This is a genomic window from Prevotella heparinolytica (genome assembly GCF_002998535.1).
Lineage (GTDB): Bacteria > Bacteroidota > Bacteroidia > Bacteroidales > Bacteroidaceae > Bacteroides > Bacteroides heparinolyticus.
In genome coordinates this window covers 1565307-1580301 of record NZ_CP027234.1, presented here as the reverse complement: position 1 = coordinate 1580301, position 14995 = coordinate 1565307, and the positions used below count along the sequence as shown (strand labels likewise).

Sequence of the window (14995 nt, the reverse complement as noted above, 5' to 3'; positions counted from 1 at the left end):
GGTTACAGTGGCTTTCTGCTGTTCGTATCCTTTGTATGTGTTCTCATCGGTTCCGACCGATAGTTACAACCATATGCTCTACTACACGGCTCCCGCTTCCATTTGGGAAGAAACGCTTCCGCTGGGCAACGGCAGGCTCGGCATGATGCCGGACGGCGGGGTGCGGCGCGAGCGTATTGTGTTGAACGAGATTTCCCTTTGGAACGGTTCGGAGGCCGACTACGGCAACCCCGATGCGGCAAAGAGCCTGCCTGCCATTCGCCGGTTGTTGTTCGAGGGGAAGAACCGCGAGGCGCAGGAACTGATGTACAGCAGCTTTGTTCCCAAGAAAGGAGAGGCGGACAAAAGATATGGAACTTACCAGATATTGGCTAACCTCGACTTGGAGTTCGATTACCCTTTGCTGAACGCCAAGGCGGAAGGGAAAGTTGCCGTTACGGCACAATCCGATGTCCGTCCGGTGGACTATCGCCGGGGGCTGAATCTGCGTGATGCCTTGGCTTATACAGCTTTTACGCTGAACGATGTAGCTTATCGGCGCGAATATTTTATTTCTCGCGACAAGGATGTCATGCTGATACACCTGACGGCCGGACGTAAAGAGGCTTTGAATTTCTCCGCCCGTTTGAGTCGTCCGGAACGTGCCGCTGTCACCATCGAAGGGAATACGCTCCTGATGAATGGGATGCTCGACAGCGGTCTGCCCGGCAAGGATGGAATGAAATTCCGTGTTGCCATGCGGCTTGTCTCGAAAGGAGGCGAACAGGCAATCGACCCCGAACGGGGAATAGCTTTGAAGAACGGGCAGGAGGCTTGGCTGGTGATTTCGGCAACCACCTCTTATGAAGCGGCAGGTACCGACTTTCCCGGAGAACGCTATGCCTCGGTCTGCGACAGGCTGCTGGATGGAGTAGCGCCTTCCGGCTCTTCATTCTCCAAACTGAACGCGAAACTGGAACGGACGATGAAAAAAGAAACGGCTCATCGCTCGCTTTACGACCGTGTTTCGCTTACCTTGCCCGCCACGGAAGACGATGCGCTTCCCACCAATGAGCGTATCCTCCGTTTTGAGCAGAAAGAATCTCCCGGACTGGCCGCTTTGTATTATAACTACGGACGCTATCTGCTCATCGGCAGTACCCGTCCCGGCAGCCTGCCCCCCAACTTGCAAGGGCTTTGGGCAAACACGTTGCAGACTCCATGGAACGGCGACTATCATACCAACATCAATATCCAGATGAATCACTGGCCGTTGGAGCAGGCAGGTCTTTCCGAACTCTATGGCCCGCTCACCACTTTGGTGGAGCGTCTCTTGCCTTCGGGTAAAAAGACAGCCGTCACTTTCTACGGAGACAAGGCCGAAGGCTGGGTACTCCACATGATGACAAACGTCTGGAACTATACAGCTCCCGGCGAGCATCCGTCTTGGGGGGCAACCAACACCGGAGGGGCATGGCTTTGCGCCCATCTGTGGGAACACTATCTTTATACGCAGGATAAGGAATACTTGCAACGCATTTATCCGATTCTGAAAGGTGCTGCCGACTTCTTCCGTTCCACGATGGTGCGTGAGCCGGGGAACGGATGGCTGGTCACCGCTCCCACCTCTTCGCCCGAGAATAGCTTCTACATGCCCGGAGACAGTCTGACGCCCGTCAGCATCTGCATGGGGCCTACAATGGACGTGCAACTGCTGACAGAGCTCTACTATAACGTTATTGTTGCTGCCCTTGCGCTGAACCGTGATGCGGACTACGTGAAGAAGCTGGAAGCCGACCTGAAAGAGTTCCCGCCTATGATTATCAGCAAGGACGGATACCTGCAAGAGTGGCTGGAAGATTATAGGGAAGCTGAGGTACATCATCGACACGTTTCCCATCTATACGGTCTGCATCCCGGAAACCTCATCTCTCCGGCCAGGTCACCCAAGCTGGCCGATGCATGCCGTGTCACATTGAATCGCCGTGGCGATGGAGGTACGGGATGGAGCCGTGCGTGGAAGATTAACTTCTGGGCTCGTCTGGGCGATGGCAACCGTGCGTGGAAGCTTTTCAAGAGCCTGTTGCAACCGGCAGTAAACGCCAAGACAGGACGGCATGGCAGTGGCACTTTCCCCAATCTCTTCTGCTCGCACCAGCCTTTCCAAATAGATGGGAACTTTGGTGGTGCTGCCGGAATCGGTGAGATGCTTTTGCAGAGCCATGAGGGTTTCATCAATCTATTGCCCGCTTTGCCCGATGGCTGGGATGCCGGGAGCTTCCGTGGCATGCGAGTGCGCGGTGGTGCTGCCGTCGACCTCGACTGGAAGGATGGCCGTGCAACGAAAGCCGCCATTACGGCTCTTGCTCCGGGCAGGTTCATCGTGAAGATGCCTGCGGGAGTAAGTCTTGCAAAGGTGTCGAAGAATGGAGCGGAACTTGATTTCAAGGACGACTCCTTTGCATTGGATTTGAGAGCAGGAGAATCCCTTAAAGTCACATTCTTCTAATCCACGGGTCATGGGGTCGGTCACACTTGCCTTGAAGCGTCCTTTCATCTGGTTGCGGCGGTTTCGTCATCGTTGCGGCTACGGGGTGCATTCTCCTTTTGCTTTTGATCTGATCACGCAGGTCATTTATGAGAAGGCACCTTATTATAAGTATAAGGATTTAGCGGAGGAAGAAGAAAAACTGGCGCCGGAGAAAGGCGTATGTTGGGAATATGAGTCGAGAAAGGTGAAACGGCTGCTGTTCCGGTTGGTGAATTACGCCCGGCCCGACACGCTTGTAGACTTTGGAACGCTTTCTGCCTCTTCGCTCTATCTGAAGGCCGGAAAAGAAGGTGCGGACTATCTCTCCGCTTCCTCGCTGTCCGAGCTTTTTCTGGAGGCCGGCGTTGCTGTCGATTTTCTTTATTTACACGATTATCGTCGTGCAGAACTCATGGAAGAAGCATTCGGCATTTGCGCCTCCTGTGCAACGGAGAAATCTCTTTTTGTGATTGAAGGCATTCGATACACCCCGCAGATGCGTGTCCTCTGGAAGCAGATCCAAGAAGATGAACGGGTGGGCGTCACTTTCGACCTTTATGATTTGGGCATCGTTTTCTTTGACAAGACAAAGATAAAGCAAGACTATATTGTCAATTTTTAATTATTATCAGAGGCAGGTTGCACAGACTTCTCCATGACTTATCGTCCGTGTGGCTTACGCTTCTTGCTAAAAATCTATTTTTTATGAAAAAGAGTTTTATTTATACCAAAACCGGAGATAAAGGGACTACTTCCCTTGTAGGCGGAACTCGCGTGCCTAAAACGCATATCCGGCTCGAAGCGTATGGAACGGTGGATGAATTGAATTCCAATCTGGGAGTTCTTGCTACATTCCTCTCGGATAAGCAAGATAGGATGTTCATGCTGCAAGTGCAGGACAAGCTTTTTGCCGTAGGCTCTCATTTGGCTACCGATCGTGAGCAAACCGAACTTAAAACGGCCAGTGTCGTTCATTGGGAAGATGTGGAGGTTATGGAACGTGAGATTGACCGTTTGGACAATCTGCTTCCATCTTTGTCGGCTTTTATCCTTCCCGGAGGAAGCCGGGGGAGTGCGGTGTGCCATGTTTGTCGTACTGTGTGCCGTCGTGCCGAACGCCGGATTCTGGCTTTGGCCGAACAGGTTGAAATCTCCTCGGAACTAATGGCTTATGTAAATCGTTTGTCTGATTATTTGTTCGTTTTGTCTCGCAAAATGAATCAAGATGAGAAAAAAGAAGAAATATTTTGGAATAATCGTTGCAAGTGAAAGATTTTATTATACTTTTGCCGAAAATTAGAAGTAGGATTTATATTCACCGCTTAAGACTTAGAAACCATGTATTGGACATTGGAATTAGCATCCAAATTGGAAGATGCTCCTTGGCCGGCAACCAAGGACGAATTGATAGACTATGCCATGCGTTCAGGTGCTCCGCTTGAAGTAATTGAAAATTTGCAGGAAATGGAGGATGAGGGCGAAATCTATGAAAGTATAGAAGATATTTGGCCTGATTATCCAAGTAAAGAAGACTTCTTTTTCAACGAGGAAGAATATTGATAAGCCTTGAAATGACAGGCTTACTGCCTGCAGGCGGTGAAGTTCTGAAAAAAACAAAGGAAAGGTAGTTCTACGACTGTTATGTTATGGTCAAAGAACTACTTTTTTTATTTAATCCCCATTCATTCATTATGATAAATATCCCGGAAGGAACAATACGCCGGTTACCGGAATTGAAAGAGAGGTGTCTGCCCGAAACATATAGAGCGGAAATTGGTGAACTGATGACAGAAATCTACGGTTACAAGCAATTTCGCGAGTTTGAAATCTATAATGATTTATTCAAGGGAAAAGGCAAACTCTGCATCTCCCAAGGGCAGTTGGTCGAGAGTGTTGTTCTTGAAGCGGAAAAGGCGCAAGGGGCAGAACAGCAAGTGGACAATATCTTGCTGACAGCTCCTACCGGTTCGGGTAAATCGTTGTTATTTCAACTTCCTGCCATTTATCTGGGAAGAAAGTATAAGCTGCTGACTATTGTAATATCTCCCTTGAAAGCTTTGATTGTAGACCAGACAGAGAATCTGGTGGATTTGGGCTATACCCGTGTGGCGTATGCCTCTTCCGACCTTTCTCCTGAACAGAAAGCCGAAGTCTACCGTCGGGTACGCGAAGGAGAGATTGATTTGTTCTATCTTTCACCGGAATTGCTCCTTTCTTACGATATCAGGCACTTTGTCGGTGAACGTCGCATCGGTCTGGTGGTAATTGATGAAGCGCATACGGTAACTACGTGGGGAAAAGAATTCCGGGTGGATTATTGGTTCTTGGGTCGTTATCTGAAAACCTTGAAGCAGAGTTTGGGGTATGACTTCCCATTGTTTGCACTTACGGCTACGGCCGTGTGGAATCCGAAAGGAGGCAATGACATGGTGTTCGATACCATCCGCTCTTTGCAAATGGAACCATGTGTGCTGCATGTCGGTACGGTGAGGCGGAAAAACATCGGTTTTGATATCCGGCAGATGCAGATAGAAGAGGGCGAGACGTACGATAAAGCCAAGCAACGTGTGGTTTCTGCCCGTATAGACAGCTTTCTGGATACCCATAAGACCTTGCTCTATTATCCTTTTGCCGGTGGGATAGACATGCGCCTGAAAACGTGGGTGAAACCTGCCGACCGGCATCTTGTGGCTTCTTATTACGGCAAAAAGGATAAGGAACAGAAAGCCGCCATCGTGCAGGAGTTCAAAGAAGGGAGCAAGAAGCTGATTGTTGCCACCAAAGCATTCGGCATGGGGGTGGATATCAGCGACATCGACCGCATCTATCATGTGGCTCCATCCGGTACGTTTGTCGATTATATTCAGGAAATAGGCCGCGCGGCACGCGATGCGAATATTCAAGGTGTCTCTGCCACAGATTATCACGAGCGCGATTTCTATTACATGAAGCGTCTGCATCAGACCGGTAGCATCGCTCACGAACAGTTGGCGCTCATCTTGCGGAAACTGATGGAGGTGCATCGGATGAAGGGAGAAAAGCGCGAGATGCTGGTGTCTCTTTCGGACTTCGAGTTTGTGGTGAAATTGCCGCGTATGAAAAACAAGCTGGAGTATGAGGCAGAGTTAGGGCAACTCATTAAGACGGCTTTGTTGTGGTTGGAAGAAGATATGGAGCTGCGTTATGGTACCCCCCTTTTGGAAGTCTCGCCCAAGAACCTCTTGACCGAGGGCTATGTGCAGGACAAAACAGGCGATGCCTTTGTTCGTGAGTTCGGTGCTTATATGACTGCTGTCGAAGGCGGAGAAGGAGTTTATAAAGCACGCTTGGAGGAGATTTGGGAAGCACGTTTTCCCGAGTTGGGATATAAGGAATTCAAGCAGAAACTCAACAACGGAACCTTGTTGGAGGGCGCACGTGCTGTGTCGGTGGGCAAGCATGAAGTGCTGTTGAAGGAAGATGCGGTTGTCATCGGTCGGCGTATGGAAGCTTTGTTCAGGGATTTGACATCCATGATGAAGATGGCTCTGATTAAGTCGAAAGGCAAGTTTGATGAAGAAGAGTTGCGTGCTGTCTTTGCCGGACATGATATGGATGTGCGTTCCGCCAAGCGTTTCATCGGTTCGCTATTGGAGAGCCGCACGGAAGAGGGACGCAGTGTGAGCTATATCAGCAGTGCGAAGAAGAAAGATTCCAATGAACTTTCTTTTACTGTGACAAGGGGATTCGATCTGCTTTTATCCCGTTATCAGAAACTATGTGCTCAGCGCATAGTGGGCAATAAGGGCGACCGTCTGCTGTTCTATTGCACTCCATTCTCTGACTTGAATATGCTTCTCAATCTGCTTTCCATGCTCGACTGTCTCTCGTTCAGTGTCGAAGGTGGCGGTACTCCTTGTGTCTTTATACGTTTTAATGATTCCGACAGATTGAACCGGCTTGCATCCGGCGAGGAATATCGCAATTTCATCTTGGATGCCAACGAACAGATTTTTCAGGAGCAGATTGAATTGTTCACCTTCTTCTTCGGGACAAACGGACTGACGGACGAACAACGTTGGAACTTCGTGGAAGATTATTTCACGGGAATGGGGGTGGAAGAGTTGAAAAGGCGGTTTGCTGTTTTTTGAAAGGCCAATCTTTCGTCTCCATTGGCCAGAAAGATGATGCCGCAATATTGGAAACCATGTTTCTTCAGGATGTGCTGCAAGATATGATTGTCCCGATGAGTGTCGGCGCGCAGGTTGGGGATTTGCTTGTAGCACCACTGCAGGCAGGCGTGTGCCACGCCTTTGCCGGTTTCTGTGCTTGCCAGTCGATGAATCACTCCATAAGGCGAAATGTCATCCGCCCATTGGCCTTCGTAAATATGTGTATAAGTGGGGTCGTTGCCTTGGATAAAGGCAAAAGTTCCGATAATCTCTCCGGCTTCGTCGATGCACACGTAGCTGTTTCCCTTTTCAATGTCAGCTAAGACTATCTCTTTGGAAGGATAGTTGCCTGTCCATTGCCGCATGTTTCCGCTATTCCGCATGATGCGTTTGGCTTGCTCGAAGATGTCCATCAGGACTTCTGCTTCTGTGACCTTTGTTCTTCTGACTTCTATCATAGGGACCGGCTGACGCATTTCTTTAGAAAGGAGCGGAAAGAGTGGGATTCAAACCCACGGAACAGCATAAGCCGTTCGCCGGATTTCGAGTCCGGTCCATTCGATCACTCTGGCATCTTTCCTTGCATTGCGATGCAAATGTAGTGTGTTTTACGATTCGTTGTTCTTTTCGCTTCGCTTTTTTTTGCATGAAAGGCATGTTTTCCGGCTTATTTCCCATAAAGCCGATTATATGAAAGACCGATGTCATTTGAGCCATACTTCTTCTCCGTTTCCGAGGTTTATAGGAGAGCGGTATAAATAAAAAAGTGAGCATTTTTTCTCTGTTTGAAAGTTTTTTGTATATATTTGTCTCGTAAATTAAATTAGATTGATTATGAAAAAAAGTCTTTGTTTCTTCTTGATAGTTGTATGTTGCATGCTTGTGTCCATGCCTGCTCATGCCCAATTGAAGTGGGGCGTCAAAGGTGGTGTAAATCTTTCGGAGATTGATTGGAAAGGCGGATATGCCGGAAATAAGGAACATTCCACCGGTTTCTTTATCGGGCCGATGGCAGAGCTCACCATTCCTATTATAGGATTAGGCATTGATGGAGCTTTGATGTATTCGCAAAGAGGAAATAAGTACGATGTTTCGGCGGGCACCTTTTCCGGCTCGATTGATGAAAGGCAGCAGGGCATCGAGATTCCCGTCAACCTGAAGTACACAATCGGTTTGGGCAGTTTGCTGGGCATATATATTGCGGCCGGTCCCGATTTCTTCTTCAATTTTAAGGACATAGACCTGAAGGCTTTAGGAAGTGGTGTGAATACCGACGGGGCGGTCGACACCAAAAAGACGCAGGTAGGGCTGAATGTGGGGGTGGGCGTCAAAATCCTGAAACATTTGCAGGTAGGCGTCAACTATCAGATTCCGATGGGCAATACCTTCTCTGTCGGCGATGCCGCAGGCGCGATATGGGAAAAAGTTTTGGGCAAGAACGCCAAAACAAAGACGTGGCAGATATCCGCCGCTTATATCTTTTAAAGCGGCTGTCAAAGGGATGGCCGGTTGGACGAGGGTGTGGCAGGCATGCCCTCGTCTTTTTTATAATCTTCTCAAACCTGCATCATATTAGGTTAGGTACTTAATGGCAAATTCTTCATTAATTTGAACTTGAAAAAAATATTGCTCCGTCAACCTCTTCTGAAAGGCCTGCTTTCGGTTTCAGTAAAGCTATAAGCCTCGTTGACTCCTCTACTAACCTTTTGCTTCTCAAAGAGTTATTTTTGCGCTATGGGAAAATGGCTGCAAACGCTTTCCTATAGCCAATTGCACGCCCTTTTATTAATAAAAATATACTTTTTGATGCAATCTTTTAATTTAGTTATAAAAAAACAGCTTTTTTATTTGTTTGTTTATGGAAAAACACTTATGTTTGCGGCATAATTTATTCCGTTATCTGCGAAGTGGCGGTGTTTGATTGTATATTAAGAAAATGAGGGTTAGCGAACCCCGATAGTGATTTTGTTGACTGTTTTTGTTTTTTTTATAAATTAAATTTATTCTATTATGAACAAGAAGTATCTAAGTGTAATCTTGTTTGGAGCCTTAATGACGGCTTCTACAGGTGTGTTCACATCTTGCAAAGACTATGACGATGACATCAAGAACTTGCAGGAACAGATGGACAAAAAAGCTTCGCTAGAACAATTAAAAGCACAGGTGGCTACTTTAACGGCTTCACTAACTGAAGCAAAGAGTGAAGCTACAGCCGCCAAAACTGCTGCCGAGGCTGCTAAAGCCGATGCTAAAAAGGCTTTGGAGGCTGCTACGGCAAGTACAGGTGGAGTTACGGCCGCAGAATTGGCTGCTTTGAAAAACGCTTACGAAAAAGCGGACAAAGCTTTGCAGGAACAAATCGACAAGTTGGCTACTTTGGAAAAACTTTCTCAAGAGATTGCCGCTTTGAAGACCGAAATGGAGGGCAAGTATGTTAAGACGGCTGATTTGGCTGCTAAAGTAGATGCCCTTACTGCTAAATTGATGAGTGTGCTCGGACATCGCTTATCTACGTTGGCCGTAATTCCTACTTCACACATCAACGGTATTGCCGCTATCACGCTGACTACGTTGCAGTACACTCCGCAGAGATATCAGGCTCTTCCGGATCACACTCTTCCTCACGGAGTCCGTCCCGTACTGGACCACGTAGCCGTAGGTGGAGCAACTCCTCTCTACATTTCTACTGACCGCAACGAAGCTTATTTCCATGTAAGCCCCAACGTTGGTGTTCGTACGCAAGATGTTGAGTTGCCTTCTTTCGATTGCATCAAATCTGAAAACATCGTGACCAAGGCTACGGCTGTTACTGAAAACAATCCGGTTAAGCCCGTAGAGTATTCTATCGACAAGAACGTGATGACTGTGAAGTTTAAGAAAACAGTTGTAGGTTCTATCGCTGCCACTCCGTTTGGCACTGGAAACAAGGAAACATTCCACATGGTTTCTTTGAAGACTCCTATTGCGGAAGCTAACTTGACTGCGGAAGAAAAAGCAGCAGGCAAAAAAGTATATGTGAACTCTGAATACGTTCGTCTGCACGAAGCAATCAAAGTTCCTTATATCGCCAATAGCAGAACCGACTTCAGCAAGCCCGTAACCGTTAACATGTTTGCCGATGAAGAACAGACTGACCTTACAGAACAGCCGAATCCGTTCTACGTTCACTACAGCGACTCTGTAGACGTATACAAATCTTTGGCTAACGCAAGAGTGGATTACAAATGGCAATACAACAAGCCTCTTGACCTGAAGAAATTGGTGACTGTATGTGTGGTTGATACTTTGAAGAACCACGCTGGCCACGCAGAGTTGAAGAACTACAAGGATTATGGTTTGACTTATCGTTTCTACAAAGCTGCTGCACCGTATATCACATTGGGTGGTCCTGAAGGAAATACCAATAAAACCGACCAGCAGAAGTTTGCTAAAATCGATTCTCCGGCAAACGGTATCCTGACTTCAGGAGTTTATACCATCACTGATCCTAATGCTACTTCTGTAGGCCGCGAACCGGTTATCCGTGCCGAATTGGTTGACTCTGTAAACAACAAATTGGTTGCTATCCGTTACTTCAAGATTAAGTGGGTGAAAGAAACAGGCGTACGTCCTATCTCTATTGCTCTTAACGATGAAATCTATAAGTGTGGCAATTATAAAGGTGTTATCGGCACTCAGTACATGAATGAGAAGATTTATGCTCAGGCTAAGGAAGGTGGTATGACGAAGCAAGAATTCCATGCTGTTTATACCGATCCCGGCTTCGACGGAACAAGCGGCAAGGGTCAAGGAACTGCTACGCTCGAAGTAAACTCTGAAAGCGGTGTGGATTCTTATAACATTATCTGGATATTGACTCATACAGATATCGTGAAGAAGTATCCTAACTGGAACAAGCAGGAAAAGATGGACTTCTCTAAGATTATCTACTGGAAAGATCCGACAGGCGCATATCCTACTTTGGTTATTACGCTGACACGTACTATCTACAAGCCGGTATTCAACTTGTGGGGCTATGATGGTCGTTATTGGAAGCAAGGTACCGATTGGTCTGTATTCAACGTGAACCCGATTGTTTACAATACTACAGAGTCTAACCCGGCTTGGGGTGCCAACACAACGAACAACCCGACTTGTAACATCTATACCGACTTGTTGAACGGTTACTTGGATGACCTTGGCAAGAAACCGACTACCGGTGCCGATGGTGCTATCTGGTATGCAAATAAGAACGTGGCCGGTAAGAAGTTCTACTATTCAGTAGATTATCCTACTACTGCTCCGGGACATTTGGGAGTAGCAGGTGCACCCACTTACGAAAAGAATGGTGTACGCTTCATCTTCGATGCCGAGAAACTGGCTACGGTTGCTTATAAGTATGACTACTTCAATGGAACTAAGGTTGTTCCGATGAGCGCAACTGTAAGTCCCGATGGTACACGTCTGTATATCAACGCCGAGCTTGCTGCTACAATCGTTAATACGACACCGAATAATCTGGATCCGACAGAGTTGACTTACAACATCAAGTTGGAAGAAAATAATCCGGCTCACACTCCGTTCTCTGACCTTCTGAATGACAAACCGACTGAAGCCGCTAAAGCTATCGTAGGTAAATTAGTGCCTATCAAGATGGTTGCCGACCTCTGCTATGATGGTCCTCACGCTCGTGCTCACACAGTTCTGATTAAGGCATATGATGCATTCATTATTGAGCCGTTGAAGGTGAAAGAAGGTACTACGGATAACTTTACGGATGCTACTATCACAGGTAGTACAATCAGTGTGAAGAACGCCTTTACTTATATTTCTTGGAATGCTGACGCCAGTGGTAATTTCTACACCGTGAAGAGAGTAGGTACTCCGTTGGAAGTCGCTTTGTGGAACTTCTATGAAGCAACCGAAGCTATATGGCAGACGGATAGAATCACTTCTAACTTGAAACTCGTAGGCGGTAACTTGATTCCGACAGCAGGTGTAACAAATGGTCCGCTGCCTTCTAATACGAAAGTTACTTACGACTCGACGAAAGAAGAATTGACTTACTACAACTACAGTGGTACTCCGGTTAACTGGGACTACAAACTTTACATCCCTGTTAAATTCGGTTACAAGTGGAAGACTTTCACTAAGACATTTGAAGTGATTGTTAAGAAGAACGCCGGTACTCCGGGTGAATAAGTGTTGTCTATCGTCAAGATAATCAATAAATAAGGAAAGAGGGTGTTCTCTGGTGAGGGCACTCTCTCTCTTTTAATAAACGAATGAAAAATATGAAAGCAACTTTTTGGACAGTATTGATGATTGTTTGTTTGTCCGCATTGTATTCGTGCGGCAATATGGGCTCCGGTTCTAAATCGGCGGATGAATCTCATCCTTTTGCCGGAACATTTTATACGGAGACCGGAATACGCTTTGAATTGCACGAAGACTCTACAACCCTCATCACATTCTCTGACTCGGTGACGTATGAAAGTACGTGGAAAGCCTGCAAATCAGATGACAATTTGGAGTATGCCAACATCGAGTTTGCCGGTAATCAGGAATTCTATTACCTGAGAAAAGGAAAACTCTATCGCAGCGAACGCGAAATGAGGCATGAAACCATGGGGGTAGAGGTGAAGTATCAGTAAACGGACCAATATTTTGCCGACAGAACAAGGCTGTCTCCTTTAAATAAAAAGGAGGCGGTCTTTTTTTTTGTTCTCTCTGGCTTTGTCGTATCTTTGTCCTCGCAATGAAGAAATATGTAGATGTCATATTGCCCTTGCCTTTGCATGGTTGCTTCACTTATTCCTTGCCGGAAGAGTGGGCGGATGACGTGCGGACGGGATGCCGGGTGGTAGTGCCTTTCGGCCGGAAGAAGTACTATACGGGCATAGTGCGTAATGTGCACCGGTGTGCGCCTACCGATTATGAAGTAAAAGAAGTGTCGGCGTTGTTGGATGCCGACCCGATACTGCTTCCTGATCAATTTGCGTTTTGGGAATGGATTGCCGATTACTATCTTTGTACGCCGGGGGATGTGTATAAGGCGGCTTTGCCTTCCGGCCTGAAGCTGGAAAGCGAAACGATTGTAGAATATAATCCGGATTTCGAATCCGAAGCCCCCCTTCCGGAGAAGGAGCAGAAGATTCTGGATATGCTCTCGGCCGAACCGGAACAGAGCGTCACCAAATTGGAGAAGGAGGGTGGTATCAGAAATATCCTTTCTGTAGTGAAGGCGTTGCTCGAGAAAGAAGCCATCTTTGTGAAAGAAGAGTTGCGCCGTACCTATAAACCTAAGACGGAGCTTTGTGTACGTCTCACCGCTGCCGCAAGCAATGAGCGTCGACTGCATTTCTTTTTCGATGAGTTGCAGCGTCGGGCATCCAAACAGCTTGACCTGCTGATGAAATACATCGAGCTGTCCGGTTGCTTGGGAGGGCGTGAGGTGAAAGAAGTCTCCAAAACAGATTTGTTGCAACGTGCATCTGCCACTCCGGGCGTATTCAAAGCGCTGGTGGAGCGTGGCGTTTTTGAAGTTTATTCTCGAGAAGTGGGCAGACTGAACACGGCACTAACCAAGCCGCTTGTTCCCGTCAATGAGCTGAACAGACATCAGCAGCAGGCACTTCATGATATACAAGAGAATTTCCGGACAAAGAATGTCTGCCTGTTGTATGGAGTGACGGCAAGCGGCAAGACCGAGATTTATATCCATCTGATAGAAGAAACCATCCGTCGGGGGAAGCAGGTGCTGTACCTTTTGCCAGAGATAGCTCTTACCACTCAGATAACGGAACGTTTGCAACGTTTCTTCGGCTCTCGTCTGGGTATCTATCACTCCAAGTTCCCTGATGCGGAGAGGGTGGAAATCTGGCAAAAACAATTGTCGGAAGAGGATTACGACATCATTCTGGGAGTCCGCTCCTCCATATTCCTTCCTTTTCGCAACTTGGGGTTGGTCATTGTGGATGAGGAGCATGAAAACACCTACAAGCAACAAGACCCTGCTCCCCGATACCATGCCCGTAATGCGGCCATCATGCTGGCATCCATGTGTGGAGCCAAAACGTTGTTGGGCACAGCTACTCCTTCGGTGGAGACCTGGCACAATGCCCTGTCGGGCAAGTATGGTTTGGTGGAACTGAAAGAGAGGCATAAAGAGGTACAGTTGCCTGAAATTATTCCTGTGGACATTAAAGAACTCCATCGCAAGAAGAGGATGAACGGTCCTTTCTCGCCGTTGCTGCTGCAATACGTACGTGAGGCTTTGGAACGGAAAGAGCAGGTCATCTTGTTCCAGAACCGCCGTGGCTTTGCCCCCATGATAGAGTGTAATACGTGCGGATGGGTGCCCAAATGCAAGAATTGCGATGTGAGCCTGACCTATCACAAAGGGATGAACCGCCTGACTTGTCATTATTGCGGCTATACCTACCAGCTTCCGCATGCCTGCCCGGCGTGCGAAGGCACCGACTTGCGCAATCGAGGTTTCGGCACGGAAAAGATTGAAGACGACATCAAAGAACTTTTCCCCGAAGCTCGGATAGCCCGGATGGATTTGGATACTACTCGTACTCGTACGGCATACGAACGTATTATTTCCGATTTTGAGCAAGGAAAAACGGATATCCTGATAGGTACGCAGATGGTATCCAAGGGACTTGATTTCGACCGTGTCAGTGTGGTTGGGATTCTTAATGCCGACACCATGCTGAATTATCCCGATTTCCGTGCCTACGAACGTGCGTTCCAGCTGATGGCGCAGGTGGCGGGACGTGCCGGACGGAAAAGCGGACGGGGGAAGGTGATATTGCAGACCAAAAGTGTGGATCATCCCATTATTCCGCAAGTCATTGCCAATGATTACGAGGCGATGGCGGGCGGACAACTGGCCGAGCGTCAGATGTTCCGTTATCCGCCTTACTATCGGTTGGTGTATGTCTATCTGAAAAACCGGAATGAGACGTTGCTCGACCTGATGGCGCAGACAATGGCCGCCAAGTTGCGTACCGTTTTCGGCAGTCGGGTACTGGGTCCGGACAAACCGGCGGTGGCACGTGTGCAGATGCTGTTTATCCGTAAGATTGTTCTGAAACTCGAAGCAACGGTTCCGATGGCACGCGTGCGCGAGCTGCTTGTGCAGGTGCAGAAGGAGATGGTAGCCGAAGACCGTTTCAAGTCGCTGATTGTCTATTATGATGTAGATCCCATGTAACGATTTTATAAGAAGAAAAAAAGTCCCCCATGAGTATTCCCTTAATCAAACTATTGGCGGAAATCGTCGATGACACAAAAACGTTTGGGTAGCTTTTTCGTTGCTAATCATTATGTATGTAGATGTTTTATG

10 protein-coding genes and 1 tRNA gene are annotated in these 14995 nt (G+C 47.6%); 9 read left to right on the top strand and 2 right to left on the bottom strand.

What is annotated here, in order from left to right:
• Positions 1-73 precede the first annotated feature (73 nt).
• The 5 genes from C3V43_RS06565 to C3V43_RS06545 all read left to right on the top strand — a co-directional run bounded on the left by C3V43_RS06565 (position 74) and on the right by C3V43_RS06545 (position 6639).
• The gene (locus C3V43_RS06565; RefSeq protein WP_394336167.1) at positions 74-2488 is read left to right on the top strand and encodes a glycosyl hydrolase family 95 catalytic domain-containing protein; all 2415 of its coding nucleotides are present in this window, start codon (positions 74-76) and stop codon (positions 2486-2488) included.
• 10 nt (positions 2489-2498) lie between these two features.
• Entirely contained in the window at positions 2499-3131 is a 633-nt protein-coding gene (locus tag C3V43_RS06560; protein WP_106069113.1) for a hypothetical protein, read from the top strand.
• Positions 3132-3214: 83 nt separating this feature from the next.
• Entirely contained in the window at positions 3215-3778 is a 564-nt protein-coding gene (locus C3V43_RS06555; protein WP_106069112.1) for a cob(I)yrinic acid a,c-diamide adenosyltransferase, read from the top strand.
• 69 nt (positions 3779-3847) lie between these two features.
• The gene (locus C3V43_RS06550; protein ID WP_002558131.1) at positions 3848-4069 is read left to right on the top strand and encodes a DUF2795 domain-containing protein; all 222 of its coding nucleotides are present in this window, start codon (positions 3848-3850) and stop codon (positions 4067-4069) included.
• 131 nt (positions 4070-4200) lie between these two features.
• The gene (locus tag C3V43_RS06545) at positions 4201-6639 is read left to right on the top strand and encodes a DEAD/DEAH box helicase (protein ID WP_164996219.1); all 2439 of its coding nucleotides are present in this window, start codon (positions 4201-4203) and stop codon (positions 6637-6639) included.
• On the opposite strand, the gene C3V43_RS06540 is transcribed toward C3V43_RS06545, so the two are convergent.
• Positions 6585-7118 carry a GNAT family N-acetyltransferase gene (locus C3V43_RS06540; RefSeq protein ID WP_106069111.1) on the bottom strand — a complete coding sequence of 178 codons (534 nt, stop codon included), beginning with the start codon at positions 7116-7118 and terminating at the stop codon, positions 6585-6587. The genes C3V43_RS06545 and C3V43_RS06540 overlap by 55 nt on opposite strands.
• 33 nt (positions 7119-7151) lie before the next feature.
• Positions 7152-7240, bottom strand: a tRNA-Ser gene (locus tag C3V43_RS14765).
• A gap of 254 nt (positions 7241-7494) precedes the next feature.
• Between C3V43_RS14765 and C3V43_RS06535 the strand changes: the two genes are divergently transcribed.
• The 4 genes from C3V43_RS06535 (at position 7495) to priA (ending at position 14863) form a co-directional block, all read left to right on the top strand.
• Entirely contained in the window at positions 7495-8145 is a 651-nt protein-coding gene (locus C3V43_RS06535) for a porin family protein (protein WP_106069110.1), read from the top strand.
• A gap of 525 nt (positions 8146-8670) precedes the next feature.
• On the top strand, positions 8671-11841 hold the full coding sequence (locus C3V43_RS06530) for a hypothetical protein (RefSeq protein ID WP_106069109.1): 3171 nt from the start codon (positions 8671-8673) through the stop codon (positions 11839-11841).
• A gap of 92 nt (positions 11842-11933) precedes the next feature.
• Positions 11934-12293 (top strand): hypothetical protein, encoded by a 360-nt coding sequence (locus C3V43_RS06525; protein WP_106040883.1) that lies wholly within the window; start codon positions 11934-11936, stop codon positions 12291-12293.
• 104 nt (positions 12294-12397) lie between these two features.
• Positions 12398-14863, top strand: coding sequence for a replication restart helicase PriA (gene priA / locus C3V43_RS06520; protein ID WP_106069108.1), 2466 nt, complete (start codon positions 12398-12400; stop codon positions 14861-14863).
• Positions 14864-14995: the final 132 nt, after the last annotated feature.

Bases quoted from the DNA above. Each gene is read 5' to 3' on its own strand.
- C3V43_RS06565 (WP_394336167.1), top strand. From the start codon at position 74: ATGCTCTACTACACGGCTCCCGCTTCCATTTGGGAAGAAACGCTTCCG.
- C3V43_RS06560 (WP_106069113.1), top strand. From the start codon at position 2,499: ATGGGGTCGGTCACACTTGCCTTGAAGCGTCCTTTCATCTGGTTGCGG.
- C3V43_RS06555 (WP_106069112.1), top strand. From the start codon at position 3,215: ATGAAAAAGAGTTTTATTTATACCAAAACCGGAGATAAAGGGACTACT.
- C3V43_RS06550 (WP_002558131.1), top strand. From the start codon at position 3,848: ATGTATTGGACATTGGAATTAGCATCCAAATTGGAAGATGCTCCTTGG.
- C3V43_RS06545 (WP_164996219.1), top strand. From the start codon at position 4,201: ATGATAAATATCCCGGAAGGAACAATACGCCGGTTACCGGAATTGAAA.
- C3V43_RS06540 (WP_106069111.1), bottom strand. From the start codon at position 7,118: ATGATAGAAGTCAGAAGAACAAAGGTCACAGAAGCAGAAGTCCTGATG.
- C3V43_RS06535 (WP_106069110.1), top strand. From the start codon at position 7,495: ATGAAAAAAAGTCTTTGTTTCTTCTTGATAGTTGTATGTTGCATGCTT.
- C3V43_RS06530 (WP_106069109.1), top strand. From the start codon at position 8,671: ATGAACAAGAAGTATCTAAGTGTAATCTTGTTTGGAGCCTTAATGACG.
- C3V43_RS06525 (WP_106040883.1), top strand. From the start codon at position 11,934: ATGAAAGCAACTTTTTGGACAGTATTGATGATTGTTTGTTTGTCCGCA.
- priA (WP_106069108.1), top strand. From the start codon at position 12,398: ATGAAGAAATATGTAGATGTCATATTGCCCTTGCCTTTGCATGGTTGC.